Genomic DNA, 15,572 nt, shown 5'->3' with positions numbered 1-15,572 from the left:
TTTGACCCCATGAAGCTGTCACCTCAGTCAATCTTACTGTTGTTGTTATTTTTATTTCAGCCCGGGATAGCAACAAATTTGTATGCTCAGGCACCAAAAGAGGAGAAGAGTGTTGAGGTTAACTCTGTGCGAACCAATGACACCTTTCATCTTAATGCAACTAATAAGAATCCTTACTCAATCACACTTACCATTGAGGTTAGTGGGGATAATTTCAAACTGAATACCCGCCAGCCGGTCACCAAAATTATTGAGCCGAATTCTACAAAACACCTGCTTTCTGTATTTGCGGACGACAAAGAAAAGAATTTCAAGTTCAATACCAGCTATAAATGGATTATGGGTAATACGCGTGCCAGCCATAATGATTCATACATTTACAGCCTCCCTTTCAGCAAGGGTAAAAGTTATCGGGTAGGGCAGTCCTATGATGGCGATTTTAGCCACAACGGTAATATTCGATACTCGGTTGATTTTATGATGCCCCTCAAATCACAAATAAGGGCGGCGCGCAGCGGTTACGTGGTTCAGTTAAAAGAAGATTCAAACCGGGGTGGTAAGGCTGAAGTTTTTAAGGATCAGTCAAATTTTGTGGTTATTGAGCATGAGGACGGCACTTTTGCAGAGTATGCCCACTTGAGTAAAAACGGGGTTCTTGTAGAACTTGGACAAAAAGTTCGTGAAGGACAGATCATTGGCTTATCCGGCAATACCGGCTATTCTACCGGCCCACATCTTCACTTTATGGTTCTAAAGGTTAATGAAGACGGAACCAACGAATCCCTTCCTGTACGCTTCAAAACCGAGAGTGGAATTGTAGAACGATTCGAAGAAGGAAAGTTTTATATGGCGCATTAAATTTTTCTAATCTATGAATCGTAACATGTCTCTCTGATTGTCCTCTTTTCAGTAAAGGTTAGCATTAGACCGTATCAACTAATTGAACGACTGCTGTTGTGGAAAAATCTTCAAAAGGGATACTTATCGTTGAGGATGAATTAATAATTGCATTAATGATCGAACGGATGGTCCAGAATCTGGGTCATAATGTGGTGGCAAAAGTTACCACAGGGGAGGATGCCATAGAAGCAGCCAAAGAGCATGAACCTGATATCATCTTAATGGATATTCGACTTCGTGGAGAGATGGATGGAATTGAAGCCATGTCAATTATTCGTCGCTCAGCCAAGATCCCCGTTATTTTTATTACGGGAAATTCTGATGATAACTATCGAAAGAGGGTCGAGGAAGTAGATCCGCTCGACTTCTTAACCAAGCCTATCACACAGGGAGATTTAAGCCGGTCATTCAGCTGCGCCTGCTAGGTTTTTTGAATCTTTAGCCTTAGAATTGCGTACACTTGTTCTAATAACGGATACAGTGAATTGCTATGACTACGAAATTCAAAAAACTAAAAGAGCAGTTAAGCAACTTGGAAGAAGGAGAGTTGCTTACCAAATCCAAGCTTACCAATAAGAAAAATAGCCTGACTCGCGGCCCTTCCGCCGGTCCAAAATGGTTGAGATACCTGCTTTTTAGTGGTTTTCTGGCTGTGTTTATTCTCTATGCGGGGATCCGTTATGTGGGTTCCCCGGATGTATCTTTGACCCCAATAGATGACCTCACTACCTGGGTTAATCAGCCTGACCAGGAGCTGCTGGAAGGTATGGGTACCTGGATGGAAGAGATGGGTTATACCGGACTGACTACCGAAGATCTTATTGAGCTTAGAGAACAGGGAGTAACGGCTACATTTACTTCCCGAATTCGAGATCTGGGATATACCGATCTTACTCTAGATGAAGTGGTTCGTCTTGCTCAAAATGACGTCTCTTCACGTTTTGCTGCCATGATGAAGGAGCTGGGCTATACCCTTACGATTGAAGAACTTATCCAGTTGAGGCAGCATGATGTTACCGCTTACTTTACCAGCAATATGCATGATCTGGGCTATACCGATATCACGCAGGATGAACTTATCAGATTGAGGGATACCGGTGTTACCACTTCTGAGGTACAACAACTGATTGAACAAAGGGGAGAGCAGCCCAGCATTGAAGATATAATAAGGTACCATATCAGTAATCAGTGATCAGTTAACAGTAAACATTGATCATTAGCAAAGTGATCATTGAGCTGTGAACAGTATTTCTGGGAATTAGTTGTTTATAAACTGAGGTAAGTACCGGGTTCCGCACATCTAAATTCGGCTTGTTTCTTTCGGTTAACCTTTACAATTTCCAAGGCCAAAAAATAGTGTACATTAGCCCTTCAAACGTCATATGCCAGAAATTAAACTTCCGGAAGTTGAATTAAATATTTACTCTCCAAAAGATCCTGTTGAGGTACCGATCGTAGAAAACAGGATATGCAGTAAGGAGGCCAGCCCTAACTTTGTCCGTCATGTCACCTTTGATGTCTCCGGTACCGAACTGGAAGGTAGAGTGAAAGTCGGTCAATCGGTTGGAATTCTGCCACCGGGTGAAAATGAAAACGGACGTCCCTACAAATTACGGCTCTATTCGGTATCCTCACCCAGCAATGGAGAGCGGGGTAATTCAAATCTCATATCTACTACGGTCAAACGTACCATTGAAGAGCTGGAGAATAATGAGTTGTACCTTGGTGTATGTTCCAATTACCTGGCTGACCTAAAACCAGGCGATACGGTGCAGATGACAGGGCCTAGTGGCAGACGGTTTTTACTTCCCGAAAATGCCACTGATTTCAACTATATTTTTTTTGCAACAGGAACCGGTATTGCTCCTTACCGTGGAATGATTATGGAGCTGATGGAAGCGGGTATCGAAAATGAGGTTTTACTCGTATTTGGCTGCCCGTATCGCACAGATCTGTTGTACCCTGATTATTTTGAACCACTGGATGAAGCTCGTGATAATTTCCATTACTTGCCTTATATCTCACGGGAAGACCGGCGTGCTAATGGTACCAAGAGATATGTCCAGACCTGCCTCGAGGACGATTCCGATATAACCGATCCTATTCTTGAAAAGGAGAACACCCTTTTATACATATGCGGCTTGAAAGGTATGGAATCGGGCATTTACAAAACTTTGGCCAATAAGGGCTTTAAGGAATACCTCGACATCCGGGAGCCTGCCATAGAGAAGGAGCCCGATGAGTGGGACGAAAATGATATGAAGCGCTACGTTAAACCTTCTGCCCGCACATTCGTTGAAGTCTATTGATCAGCTGAAAAGTGTGAACTATGTGTTATAGCGCTGATTAGATTCTTTATTTGGGGATTGCTTGATTCCAGTGAGATAGGTCAGAAAAAAGAGAGATCACTTGTAACCTTCCAACTTGTGCCTATTGGCGTATACCCCTGTAAATTCAGCCCCGAATAAAAAGATCTGGATATTGTAGTAGACCCAAATCAGAAAAACTACAAAGGAACCGGCTGCACGATAAGCAAGCTGAACAGAAGAATTGCCCAGGTATAGAGCCAGTAGGTATTTCCCAATCAGAAAGAGAAGGGTCGTGAAAAGGGCTCCCACGAAGACATCTTTTCGGGGAATAGTAGTATCCGGAAGAATACGAAGCAGGATATAGAAAAATAGCAGGGTCATCAGGGCCGAAGAAAGTGGTAACCCTAAGAATAGAAAAGATGTAATAAATTCAGGTAGTAAAGTGTGGAAAAAACTAGTGATGACAGGACTTACTGCTTCAAGCAGGAGTACACCGACAAAAAGACCGGTGATGATAATGATGACAAGGAAAGAAATCGAACGGTCAAGTAGGTATTTGAAAATAAAATGCTTGTCCTCTTCTGGGACATTCCAAATAGTATTCAGTGAGGCCTTTAATTGGGTGATAGCCGTGGTTGCACCGAAGATTAGCATGACCAGTGCGATGATATAGGTAAACGTATTGGATGCGGTATTGCTGTAAGCTTCTACAAGTGTCTGAATGGAGCTGGCCATTTGAGGTCCGGTATAGTCGGCAACAATGGTATACAGTTTTTGCCTGACTAGGTCACCGCTAAGTAAATATTGAGAAATGGATAGGACAATGATAAAAAGTGGTGCAACCGAAAATATGGTATAGAAAGCAATTGCTGCACCATGAAGCGGCACTTCATCATCTATGGCATTACTGATGCTTTTGCCAATGATCAGCTTGATTCGATTTAATGCTGCTGACACGCCGCTTTCTCCCATAATCCCTGAAGCAAATTAACCTTGTATCGGTTATGTTTATTAAGATCGTGATTCAATTTTCGTTACACCGGCTGAAACTACAAATTTCATAACCTCCGTGGAGTTTAAATTCAACGGAGTGATATGTGAATTTGGGACAAGATAAAGATTGCCCGAAAAATTATAAGAGTGCGGACAATACACGGCGACCATATCTTTAAGGCCGATCTCCTGCATGTCTTTTTGGGTAACGAAACCTATGCGTTGTAAATCTTTCGAACCAATTTTTACCAGCACGGGCTTATTAAATCGTTTCTTATCCCCGACAAATGCTTCGGTAAGTTCTTTCAGAGAGGTATAGATGATTTTTACCAGCGGAACGCGTGTCAGTAAGTTCTCAAAATAATTGACAATGGGGCGGGTAAAAGCTCTTGAGAAAACATAACCGATTACTGTTACTACAATGAAAACCGTAATGATACCGAGCCCGGGTATGTCAATATTCAGCCATTCAAAAAGCAGATCATTGAATGTCTGGTTGGACCACCGTACCGCTGATATAATAATATAGAGTGTTGCAGCCAAAGGGAAAACGAATAGCAGTCCGCGTAAGAAATAGTTAAATAAGGTTCTCATATGGGAAGAATTAAGCTTGGATATTCAATAGGGAATCTAATTCATTTCACTGTCGTTTTCACACTGATAAGCAATCCATCAAAAATTGGCTGCAAGGGTGAGTGTCACCTGTTTTTTTACTATTTTTGGAGGCTTAAACGTAAAGCAATACATAAAACTAAGCAGAATGTCGCATAAGAGCTCCGCTCAGATCCGCCAGGATTTTTTTGATTTTTTTGAAGAAAAAGACCACATCATTGTTTCGAGTGCACCGGTAGTGCCGCAAAACGATCCAACCTTGTTGTTTACCAATGCAGGGATGAATCAGTTCAAGCCCATATTCCTGGGTGAGGAATCAGGTTTAAAAAGAGAAGAAAAGACCTGGAAAAGAGCTGCCGACACCCAGCGATGTATACGTGTCAGTGGTAAACACAATGATCTGGAAGAAGTGGGCCACGACACCTACCACCATACCTTGTTTGAAATGCTGGGCAACTGGTCGTTCGGGGATTATTTCAAAAAAGAAGCTATTGGATGGGCTTGGGAACTGCTTGTTGATAAGTGGGGGCTTGAACCGGATCGAATGTATGCCACCGTATTTGAAGGAGACGAAGAAGACGGCTTGCCTGTAGATCAGGAATCTATTGATCTTTGGAAGTCTGAAACAGGTATTGCCGAAGACCATATCCTCAAGTTCGACAAGAAAGATAACTTCTGGGAAATGGGTGATACCGGCCCGTGCGGTCCCTGCTCGGAAGTACACATCGATCTGCGTCCGGATGAAGAACGTGAGAAAAAGCCCGGAGCCGACTTGGTGAATATGGATGATCCAAGGGTAATGGAAATCTGGAACCTCGTCTTTATACAGTTTAACCGGCAGCCGGATTCATCCCTGAAGAAACTACCCGCCCGGCATGTAGATACCGGCATGGGATTCGAACGCATATGTGCTGTTCTTCAGGGAAAGAAGTCCAACTACGATACTGACCTTTTTGAACCTCTGCTAGATAAAATTTCTGAACTGGCCGGTATTGATTACGGTGATAATGAACAGACGGATATCGCCATGCGGGTTATTGCTGATCATATACGGGCAGTAAGTTTTTCAATTGCCGACGGTGCATCACCCGGTAATGAAGGCCGCGGATATGTAGTCAGAAGGATATTGAGGCGCGCTATTCGATACGGCTGGGATAAACTGGATCTTAAAGAACCTTTCTTTCATAAACTTGTTCCGACTCTTGCCGAACAATTTAAAGAGGTATTCCCGGTACTGGTTAAACAGCAGGATTATGTGATCAATGTCGTTCGGGCAGAAGAGAAGAGCTTTTTAAAGACCCTGGGACAAGGCATTGAACTTTTCAATGAGATGGTAGAAGGTAAAGACGAACTGTCCGGAGAGGATGCTTTTAAGCTGCATGATACCTACGGATTTCCGATTGACCTTACGCAATTGATGGCACGGGAGCGTGGTGTTGAAGTAGATGAGCAAGGATTTAACCGTCTCATGAAAGAGCAGAAAGAACGGGCCAGGGCAGCCGGAAAGTTTGGTGCCGACCATTCCGATAAGGAAGATTGGATCAAGGTACAGGATACTGATGATTTCACCTTTATCGGTTATGATACATTATCTGCTGAAGCCCATATAAAAGCTATGCGTAATGAGAATGAGAAAGGGGCTGTTCTGTTGGATAAAACACCTTTTTATGCTGAGAGCGGGGGCCAGGTCGCCGATACCGGGATTTTAACGAATGGTGAAGAGCATATTAGAGTCTTGAATGTACAAAAAGGTCCTGAAGGGTTTGTCCACTACGTAGACAGGCTACCTGAAGATCCCGACGGAGATTGGGAGGCTATCGTTGACGCGGAACGAAGGAAGGAGATCCGGAAACACCATTCCGCTACTCACCTGGTACACGCTGCCCTGAGAAGTGTGCTGGGAGAGCATGTAGCACAAAAAGGCTCTCTTGTTGATGAGAAGCACCTTCGGTTTGATTTTTCTCACTACGAAGCGGTTACGCACAAACAGCTGGATACCATAGAGCGCATTGTCAATGAACGGATTCAGGATAATATTGAAAAGCGGGAAGAGCGGGAAGTGCCTATAGATGAGGCTAAAGAACGCGGGGCGATGATGCTTTTCGGGGAAAAATACGGCGAAAAGGTACGAGTGATCACTTTTGATTCGGACTATTCCGTAGAACTTTGCGGCGGCACTCACGTGAATGCCACAGGTGAAATTGGATACTTCAGATTCCTGGGTGAATCGTCGGCTGCCGCAGGAATAAGACGAATTGAAGCGGTAACCGGGTTGAAGGCTGATGAATACCTTAGAAATGAAAAAGAGCTGGTACACTCAGTGAAGTCCGAAATCGGCCAAAGTGAAGATCTGGTTAGAGATATTCGTGACCTGATCGAAGAACGTAAGCAGTTGGAGAAGGAAGTTGAACGGCTTCGTCATCAGCAGAGCAGCACTAAGCTTAACCAGCTTATCGAAAATGCCTCTTTGATCGATAAGAATATTCGACTTGTAACAGGAGAAATTACCGGTGCGGATATGGATCTGCTGAAGCAGTTGGGATATGAGTCGTTGGATAAAGTAAAAGAACGAACGGTCACAATACTGGGTTCAAAAGATACAGGCGAAGGCAAAGTGTACATAGCAGCTGCCGTAACCAAAGATTTGATTGATAAAGGGCTCAAAGCGGGTTCACTCGTTAGCAAGCTTGGCAACATGCTCGGAGGCGGGGGAGGTGGTCAACCTGATCTTGCAACTGCCGGCGGACGCAAACCAGAAGCTCTTGACAAAGTGCTTAACCAGGCTGAATCTGTTATAGCCGGTCTTTTAAAATAAATATGCATTATGGCAAAGAGTGCAGAAAAGGTGTTCTTGAATAGATATCTGTTTAAATCTGTCAATTCTGTGTCGACCGTAGTCCATTAGAACATCGCCTGTAATCTTTATGAATTTTAAGTATATTTTCGACTCCTGTTAAATGGAAATCACAATAGCCGAATTGTAGCTACTTTTATTATGGCAAAGAAAAAAGAAAAAAATAAGGACGTAACATTTACCCCGACAGGAACAGGCATTCGATCGAATGGACAAATCGTTAGAAGTACCGAATTGCCTGACCCCACCGAAAAGACGCATAAAGATCTGGGTCTTTCTGACCAAGATGTCGTCGATATGTTTGAACAGATGTATTTGCAGCGACGATTTGAAGAACGGGCAATGCAGATGTACCAAAAGGGAAAATTCGGCGGTTTTTTGCACCTGTACATGGGGCAGGAGGCTATTTCAACCGGAACTACCTATGCCCTTAATGATGATGACGATATTATTACAGCCTACCGTGACCACGGCTGGGGACTGGTAAGGGGAGTATCTGCCAAAGAAGGAATGGCAGAGCTCTACGGAAAAGTAACCGGTTGTTCAAGAGGTAAAGGAGGCTCCATGCACTTTGCCAATGTAAAAGAACACTTCTGGGGAGGATACGGTATTGTAGGCGGACATATTCCGCTGGGCGGAGGTATTGCCTTTGCGAATAAATACAAGCAGAACGGAAGAGTTACCGCTTGTTTCCTGGGAGATGGAGCTGTTCCGCAGGGAGCTCTGCATGAAACCTTTAATATGAGTCAGAACTGGGGTCTTCCCTGCATCTATGCCGTAGAAAATAACGGTTATGCGATGGGTACTGCCGTCCACCGTCACTCTGTGGGTGAAATCGTTGACCGTGCTGACGGATATGGAATGAAGAAGAAGGTCATAAACGGTATGGATGTGTTTACCGTCTATGAAGCCATGAAAGAGATTTCCGAAGACGTTCGTGAAAATTCCATGCCTTGGTTTGTTGAGATCAGAACCTACCGGTACAGAGGGCACTCAATGTCAGACCCTATGAAGTACCGCACCAAGGAAGAGCTCGAACAATATGAAAAACTGGACCCTGTGGAGCGCGTCAAAAGGTACCTGCTGGATAATGATCTTGCCGATCAGGATAAGGTAGATGAGATTCAGAATAGTATTGAAGATGAGGTAATGGAAGCGATTGACTTTGCCGAAGAGAGCGACTTCCCGGATAAGGACGATCTTTATAATGACGTCTTTGTTGAAGATGATTATCCGTTTCATACTTAGAAGCTAAAATTTGGTGTAGTACACTTTTAAAGTGTCCCACACCTGAATAGGAAATTTTATTAAATCAATAAATTCGTAAGAACGAAACCAGATATGGCTGAATTACAATTTAGGGAAGCGATACGAGCCGCGATTGATGAAGAGATGGCTCATGATGAAAATATCTTTGTAATGGGCGAAGAGGTAGCCGAATACGACGGCGCTTATAAAGTGACCGAAGGATTGCTGGACAAATACGGCTCAAAGCGAATGATTGACACTCCCATCTCCGAGCTTGGTTTTGCCGGTATCGGTGTAGGTGCCGCTATGAATGGGTTACGGCCTATTATTGAATTTATGACCTTTAATTTTGCTGTACTTGCTGCCGATCAGATCATCAATCACGCATCAAAGATTCGATACATGACCGGCGGGCAGATCAGCATCCCTATTGTATTTAGGGGTCCAAATGCTTCTGCAGGTCAGCTAAGTGCTACGCACTCTGTATCGTATGATTCCATGTACGCACATTTTCCGGGACTGAAAGTAATTTATCCATCCGAACCTGATGATGCCAAAGGATTGCTAAAGTCAGCTATCCGTGATGATAACCCGGTACTGTTTATGGAGTCGGAGCAGATGTACGGGCTGAAAGGAGAGGTTTCGGAAGAAGACGATTATACCATTCCGATCGGAAAGGCGAAGGTTAAGCGGGAAGGTGCTGATGTAACTATTATTGCACACGGAAAGATGTACCATGTGGCTACACAGGCCGCACAGAAGCTTTCAAATGATGGCGTCGAAGCCGAAATTATTGATCCCCGTACCGTCAAACCTTTAGATATGGAAACGGTTGTCAAGTCGATTAAGAAAACAAACAGGTGTGTAATTGTGGACGAAGCACATCCTTTCGGAGGTCTTGCCGCAGAGGTGGGATATCTCATTCAGCGTGAAGCGTTTGATTATTTGGATGCTCCTGTTCAACGGGTCACACTGCCCGATACCAGTGCACCTTTTGCCAAGAACCTGTTCGATGAGTGGTTTCCGAGCCCGGATCAGGTAATTGAAGCGGTGAATACCGTTACCTATAGAAAGTAACAAATAACTGAGAAACAAAGTGACTGAGATAATACTCTCTGTTACATTGTCTCTTTGTTACTTGGAAATCTATTGAATGACATAATCTATTGAAGCTAGATCAATTAATAATAAAGAAATTTTAGTATGGCTATAAAAGTTGAAATGCCTAAGCTCAGCGATACCATGGAAGAAGGGGTAATCGCCAAATGGAATGTAGTAGAAGGGGATAAAGTAGAATCCGGAGATGTTATCGCCGAAGTAGAAACCGATAAGGCGACCATGGAGGTTGAAGTATTTGATTCCGGAACCATCCTCAAGATATTGGCGAGTGAGGGTGATGCCGTTCCTCTGGGTAAAATAATGGCTATTATCGGAGAGGAAGGCGAAGATATCAGCGATCTTGTGGAAGAAGCACAAAGCGGTAACGGGGCTAAAGAAGAGACTGCGGATAGCGAGAAAGAAAAGCAGAAAGCTAATAAGAGCGAGGAGAAAGAACCGATAGATCCCGTGTTTGGTGAATTAGAACAAAACGGATCTGAGCAGGGAACTAAGCAGAAGTCGGCTTCGGTCACCGATGACGGTCGAATAAAAGCTTCACCACTGGCCAGGAAAATGGCAGAAGAGAAGGGTATTGAATTATCCAGCGTACAGGGTTCCGGACCCGAAGGCCGAATTATTAAAAGAGATATTGAAGAGTATACGCCTTCTCGTCAACCTGCTGCTCCGGCAGCTATGCCGAGTGCCTCGAAAGAGGATAAAGAACATCGTGTTTCACAAATGCGTAAAGCGATTGCGCGTCGACTGGCTGAGAGTAAGTACAGTAGTCCGCATTATTATGAGACCATCGATATTGATATGCAGCATGTCTTCGCAGCGCGTAAGAAGCTTAACGAAGCCAGTGATGTGAAGATTAGCTTCAATGATATTGTTGTGAAAGCGTGTGCTATGGCGTTACGAAGACATCCAGCTATAAACAGTTCCTGGAAAGAAGATACCATTCTGGAACATGGAGATGTTAATGTAGCATTTGCAGTAGCCATTGAAGAGGGATTAGTGACGCCGGTTATTCCGCAAACTGATCAGAAAGGTTTGGCACAAATATCAGCCGAAAGCAAAGAACTGGCTGAGTTAGCACGCGACCGCAAGCTTCAACCCGAGCAGATGGAAGGAAGCACCTTCACCATCAGTAATTTGGGCATGTTTGGTATAGAAGAGTTTACGGCAATCATCAATCCACCAAATGCCTGTATACTTGCAGTAGGGGCCATACGCGATGTGCCCGTAGTTGAGAACGGGGAAGTTGTTCCCGGCAAGCGCATGAAAGCCACGCTTTCGAGTGATCATCGTATTGTAGACGGTGCCACCGCAGCCCAGTTTCTCTCTACAGTAAGAAACCTGCTGGAGAACCCACTGGGAATGCTGCTCTGATACCTTTTAAAATGTATTGAAAGCCCTGAGTCGAACATTCGATTCAGGGCTTTTTTTATTCCCTTCTGTTTTCCACTGATTACCAAAGAGAGGTCCATTATACTCTGTGCATCTTTGTGAAATAGCCTGTTATTTGACATTCTCTATATTCTAATCATTGTAAAAGCGCTACCAAGTCCTATAATCGCCATTTTTAAACATTAGAGTCCTCTAATTAACATTAGAAGTTTTTAATATTAAATATTTATAATATATTGATAGTAGAATAAAATCATTTACAGGGTGACATAATGAATTCCAAGAGACTAACAGTAACCATTCTCTTTTTCCTGGCTTCAGTATCGACACTGATGGCTCAGCAAGCGGCACAGGCTACCATGAAAGTGCAGGTTACGGTAATTGAAGGGAACAGTATTTCTATGCATCAACCACAGAAAGTGGTGTTGAATAAATCCGTTACCGCAAATGGATTGACCGAACTTTCCAAAATCAGTTTTAGTAGAGAACCCGGGTCGGTTTTTATTATGCAAAGACCGGAAAAGATGCTATTGAGAGATGAAAGCGGGAAAAGTCTTGAGCTCCCGGTAACCTATCAGGATTACATTACTGATCAGGGGATTACTTCCGAATTGAATCTCGTACCGCTTACTGAAACCGCGCGACCGGCCGGATCTTTAAAAGGGACCTTAACAACTTCTGTAGCCTATTTGTAGCTTCTGATTCCTCTACTCTGCATTATACTGTTTTAAAAAGATAACAGGCATGCCTTCTTTTAGTAAACGATCCAGTTGTCGTTTGGTCTGAACTGTTCGGCTCCATGATGAAATCCCCTCAATACGTATCGTCGAATCGGTTATTTCCATTCTGGTACTTTCAGGTATTATTCTTCTATCCCGAATCAGGTTCTGATATTCTCTGACAGTGTTACCGCTGAGTCCTGTAACCTCAATAGCATATTCAAATCTGAGGCCCGATATTTCATTTTCACCCACCCGAACCAGGGAGAATTTACTCTCTGAAGATATGGATCTTCTGTAAAGGTCTTGTGCCACTGCCACAGCATCGTCTCTGTTTTCAAAGGTTTTTGATCTCACACTATAAATAGTATCACTTTCAATAAACTCAATTTCTGATTCATACCCGGTAATTTGCGCAACCTGTTGGGCGTAATCTTCTGCTTTGGCTTGAGTTTTCAGTGTTCCAAAGAGTACCGCATAACCCGGGTAAAGATTTCTTGAGCTTCCAGCTGAATCACGGGACACAACTATAGCCGGTTCATTGAATCGACTCTCTTTAAATTGTGCATACTTTTGCAGGGCTCTTTTCTTGTCTGTCATCACTGCTGTACGCACTCCATACAGATTTGCATTGGGGTTATATCGAATGTAGAAAGCTTCAGGGAATAGTTCTTCAGCCCACTCCACTGCCTGGAGGGTAAAGCTCGCAGTTGCATAACTGGCCATTTGAATTTGATAAAATAGATCCTGTTTCTCAGTTATAGGATTTTCCTGAGTAGTCTCCGGATCAGTTTTCGAAGTGTCGGGGGACGATGTTGCAGTCTTGGGTACAATATTGATACGCAAATCCTCCACAAAATCTCCTTCGGCTAAAGATTCAACTTCAAAGGATAAAATTTCAGGCTCGGTTCGGGCATCCAGAAACTGGAGCTGGGTTGAATCAACCTGCAGGCTGTAATTGCCGGGAGGCACCTCGTAGGCATAAAAACTGCCGTCAGAGAAGGTCTGTATTTCACGTTCAAAATCTCCGTCTTCCGATCTCAGGTAAAGTCGAATGCCTGGTGCTGTTTGCTCACCGTTGGTATTCAGGCGTCTGACCCTTCCCTCAATAACCCCACTGACATAAAACGGTATATTAATCGGCTTATACTGATTGGGATCGGTAACTATAGAGAACTGATCTATTTGAGGTATCAGTAATGGATTCTTGATAGCCGATTCGTTGATTTCCATATTGACGCGATGATAGGCCTGCAGCTGGCTGAATCTGAGAATACCGTTCTTAGAACTAGTGGTAACGCCCGCTTTTCCAATGCGAACGGCTTCATCATTAATTACATCATCACCTTCGTCGAAGGAACCGGAGTTATTTGAATCCACATAAAGCCTCAGGGAAGTTGCAGAACGACCGACCTGCTGTCTGTTTGATAACACAACATCGTTGTTAAAGTCATCAAATCCTACCGATCCCCGTATGTTCTGTGTGAAAGAAGATTCACGCCTGATATTTCGGGCCGTTGATGTAGATCGGAAGCTGTTGAAATCGATAGTTAATCCCACATTTATATAGCTGAAGTTACCTAAGAAATTTCTTGAAAAGGAAGCCTGTAGTCTTCCTTTGTCAAATACGCTCCGGGATGCTTGAAGCTCAGCTTCCTCAAAAGTGGATAAGCCGGGATTATATTCCAAACTTCCGCTGATAAATGTATTTTGAAGGTACCAGGGAATCTCAGGTTTCCTGGAAACTAAATAGGTAGCTGAGGCAGCAAGAGAAGAATTGGTTCCAGGACTTAAATTGAATCTTCCGAACTCCCTATCACGATAACTGAGACGTAGATTAAGACGGTTGATCCTGGAATTCAGATCAATAGTATAAGTACTGTTGTCCAGCGGCTCTTTGACGGCATAGTTTCCGGTCACCCTCAGATTGAAAGGAATTTCAGATAAGCGAAAAGGGACAAAGACATTACCTGAAACCTCACTTTCATAACCAAGGGGATTGTAAATACCCCTACCGGTAAAATAGGTATAATTGATACCCCAGCTAGCCGAGTTGGGATATACAACATTTCCGGAAATCCTGTAAAAAGCGTTGGGGGCAATGTCGAGGTTGAACAGGTATTCGTCCAGAACCCTGGCAGAGGTAGAACTGTATATAAGAGGCGTTTGATCTGAAAATTCATTGAAATATTCAATACCTGCCTTTTGGGTTAACCAACTCGATATCCCATATGCGAAATCTCCTTGAACGATATTACTTTCACTGCCGCTGCCGAATATGGCATTATTCAATCGTCCTGCATTCAGGTGATAGCTAAATTCACCCTTTGGTAGAAAGCTGAAGGGAATTTGAATGCGCTCTTCCCGTTCTGTTATACTACCGTCAGGTCCATAAATTCGAAGGCGTAGACGCGAAGTGCCGTAGGTGAGGGGTGCCAAAAAGCGGTATTGCCCTGTATCGGTTACACGTTTATAGTCATACAAGTTATTATTATAGTATAGTTCTACTTCCGAACCGGCTTCAACTCGCCCCTCAATTTCGTAAGAATCATAGAGAAAGCGAGGTTCAATAGGTTCGTTGGTCAACCGTATTCCGGTAAAATTCCGATTTATTAACCCGTCGGAATTTGTTTGCCCTGCAAATATTTGTGTGAGGTTCCTATTATTCCTCATCACATAACGCCATCGCAGGTTGTTGGTTGTAAAGTTTGAATAATCTTCGGAATAGCTTCCAAAAGCCGAACCTTGCAGGTCACCGCCTAATACTTCAGTTCCCAGGTCAAAATTATAAGTATAAAAATTTATTGACTCGTTCAGGTTTGCAGAAAGTGAGTAGTCGAGAAATCCTCCTCCCAGGAGGTCACGGTCCCGGTCGTATTCAAGAGGATAGAAGTTTTGTTGAACTTCTTGCAATTCAGCTTTCCTACGCCTTTCTGCCCGTTCCTGTTCCCTGACGATCGGCAACACTTCCGGTGTCTGTAGTTGTAGCAACAGGTTATTAAGGTCAACGGTAAAGTTCAGGTTAAAGACCTCGGATAAAACTTCCAGCTCTACATAGAAATCCATCTCTTTGACAAGCATCTGGCTACTTGTGTAGCTAAAGCTGCCTCGGCTGTCGAGGCTTACCGTGTAGTTTGCAAAGTCGAAACGATAACTGTTCTCCGGCTCCAGGTAGCTACCGTTCATTGTCAGGCGGGAGGTATTTACCTCATAGGGTATTTTTAGAGTATTGAATATTTCGGAAAGTGGTAGATAGTATTTTCCATCTTCATAGTAAGCAATGATGACTTTCTCGAAGAGGTTTCTATAGTTGAAAGAAAGAAAAACTTCCTGTTCCGTAGGTAATTCATGCAGTTTGGAAGAGGAGGGGGAATGTTCCACACCGTAAGCAAAATTGCCGGCAGGCAACAATAAACATATTACGAAGGCGGC

The 15,572-nt window shown here is 43.6% G+C and carries 12 protein-coding genes; 9 read left to right on the top strand and 3 right to left on the bottom strand.

Annotated elements, in window-relative coordinates:
• The first annotated feature begins 9 nt into the window (after positions 1-9).
• From G3570_RS10045 to G3570_RS10030, 4 genes are all read left to right on the top strand, one after another.
• Positions 10-858 (top strand): M23 family metallopeptidase, encoded by an 849-nt coding sequence (locus G3570_RS10045; protein WP_165141888.1) that lies wholly within the window; start codon positions 10-12, stop codon positions 856-858.
• A 98-nt stretch (positions 859-956) separates the two neighbouring features.
• Complete coding sequence (locus G3570_RS10040; RefSeq protein ID WP_165141886.1) at positions 957-1,325, top strand: response regulator; 369 nt, start codon at positions 957-959, stop codon at positions 1,323-1,325.
• Between the two features lie 65 nt (positions 1,326-1,390).
• The gene (locus G3570_RS10035) at positions 1,391-2,092 is read left to right on the top strand and encodes a hypothetical protein (protein ID WP_165141884.1); all 702 of its coding nucleotides are present in this window, start codon (positions 1,391-1,393) and stop codon (positions 2,090-2,092) included.
• Positions 2,093-2,282: 190 nt separating this feature from the next.
• Positions 2,283-3,209 carry a ferredoxin reductase domain-containing protein gene (locus G3570_RS10030; RefSeq protein ID WP_165141882.1) on the top strand — a complete coding sequence of 309 codons (927 nt, stop codon included), beginning with the start codon at positions 2,283-2,285 and terminating at the stop codon, positions 3,207-3,209.
• Between the two features lie 96 nt (positions 3,210-3,305).
• Here G3570_RS10030 and G3570_RS10025 read toward each other — a convergent pair whose 3' ends face one another.
• Both G3570_RS10025 and G3570_RS10020 read right to left on the bottom strand, forming a co-directional pair.
• Positions 3,306-4,181, bottom strand: a complete 876-nt coding sequence (locus tag G3570_RS10025) for a YihY/virulence factor BrkB family protein (RefSeq protein ID WP_165141880.1) — start codon at positions 4,179-4,181, stop codon at positions 3,306-3,308.
• 39 nt (positions 4,182-4,220) lie between these two features.
• Positions 4,221-4,796, bottom strand: a complete 576-nt coding sequence (locus G3570_RS10020) for a DUF502 domain-containing protein (RefSeq protein ID WP_165141878.1) — start codon at positions 4,794-4,796, stop codon at positions 4,221-4,223.
• A 166-nt stretch (positions 4,797-4,962) separates the two neighbouring features.
• Between G3570_RS10020 and alaS the strand changes: the two genes are divergently transcribed.
• The 5 genes from alaS to G3570_RS09995 all read left to right on the top strand — a co-directional run bounded on the left by alaS (position 4,963) and on the right by G3570_RS09995 (position 12,116).
• Complete coding sequence (alaS, locus tag G3570_RS10015) at positions 4,963-7,629, top strand: alanine--tRNA ligase (protein ID WP_165141876.1); 2,667 nt, start codon at positions 4,963-4,965, stop codon at positions 7,627-7,629.
• A 180-nt stretch (positions 7,630-7,809) separates the two neighbouring features.
• Entirely contained in the window at positions 7,810-8,916 is a 1,107-nt protein-coding gene (gene pdhA, locus G3570_RS10010) for a pyruvate dehydrogenase (acetyl-transferring) E1 component subunit alpha (RefSeq protein ID WP_165141874.1), read from the top strand.
• Between the two features lie 93 nt (positions 8,917-9,009).
• Positions 9,010-9,993 (top strand): pyruvate dehydrogenase complex E1 component subunit beta, encoded by a 984-nt coding sequence (locus G3570_RS10005; protein WP_165141872.1) that lies wholly within the window; start codon positions 9,010-9,012, stop codon positions 9,991-9,993.
• Positions 9,994-10,119: 126 nt separating this feature from the next.
• Positions 10,120-11,403 (top strand): pyruvate dehydrogenase complex dihydrolipoamide acetyltransferase, encoded by a 1,284-nt coding sequence (locus G3570_RS10000; RefSeq protein WP_165141870.1) that lies wholly within the window; start codon positions 10,120-10,122, stop codon positions 11,401-11,403.
• Positions 11,404-11,693: 290 nt separating this feature from the next.
• Complete coding sequence (locus G3570_RS09995) at positions 11,694-12,116, top strand: hypothetical protein (protein ID WP_165141868.1); 423 nt, start codon at positions 11,694-11,696, stop codon at positions 12,114-12,116.
• A gap of 12 nt (positions 12,117-12,128) precedes the next feature.
• Here G3570_RS09995 and G3570_RS09990 read toward each other — a convergent pair whose 3' ends face one another.
• Positions 12,129-15,548, bottom strand: a complete 3,420-nt coding sequence (locus G3570_RS09990) for an SPOR domain-containing protein (protein WP_165141866.1) — start codon at positions 15,546-15,548, stop codon at positions 12,129-12,131.
• Between the last annotated feature and the right edge of the window lie 24 nt (positions 15,549-15,572).

The sequence above is a fragment of the Halalkalibaculum roseum genome, assembly GCF_011059145.1.
Lineage (GTDB): Bacteria > Bacteroidota > Rhodothermia > Balneolales > Balneolaceae > Halalkalibaculum > Halalkalibaculum roseum.
The sequence above is the reverse complement of the archived record's forward strand: the minus strand, read 5'-3'. Positions and strand labels throughout refer to the sequence as shown.

Bases quoted from the DNA above. Each gene is read 5' to 3' on its own strand.
- G3570_RS10045 (WP_165141888.1), top strand. From the start codon at position 10: ATGAAGCTGTCACCTCAGTCAATCTTACTGTTGTTGTTATTTTTATTT.
- G3570_RS10035 (WP_165141884.1), top strand. From the start codon at position 1,391: ATGACTACGAAATTCAAAAAACTAAAAGAGCAGTTAAGCAACTTGGAA.
- G3570_RS10030 (WP_165141882.1), top strand. From the start codon at position 2,283: ATGCCAGAAATTAAACTTCCGGAAGTTGAATTAAATATTTACTCTCCA.
- G3570_RS10025 (WP_165141880.1), bottom strand. From the start codon at position 4,181: ATGGGAGAAAGCGGCGTGTCAGCAGCATTAAATCGAATCAAGCTGATC.
- G3570_RS10020 (WP_165141878.1), bottom strand. From the start codon at position 4,796: ATGAGAACCTTATTTAACTATTTCTTACGCGGACTGCTATTCGTTTTC.
- alaS (WP_165141876.1), top strand. From the start codon at position 4,963: ATGTCGCATAAGAGCTCCGCTCAGATCCGCCAGGATTTTTTTGATTTT.
- pdhA (WP_165141874.1), top strand. From the start codon at position 7,810: ATGGCAAAGAAAAAAGAAAAAAATAAGGACGTAACATTTACCCCGACA.
- G3570_RS10005 (WP_165141872.1), top strand. From the start codon at position 9,010: ATGGCTGAATTACAATTTAGGGAAGCGATACGAGCCGCGATTGATGAA.
- G3570_RS10000 (WP_165141870.1), top strand. From the start codon at position 10,120: ATGGCTATAAAAGTTGAAATGCCTAAGCTCAGCGATACCATGGAAGAA.
- G3570_RS09995 (WP_165141868.1), top strand. From the start codon at position 11,694: ATGAATTCCAAGAGACTAACAGTAACCATTCTCTTTTTCCTGGCTTCA.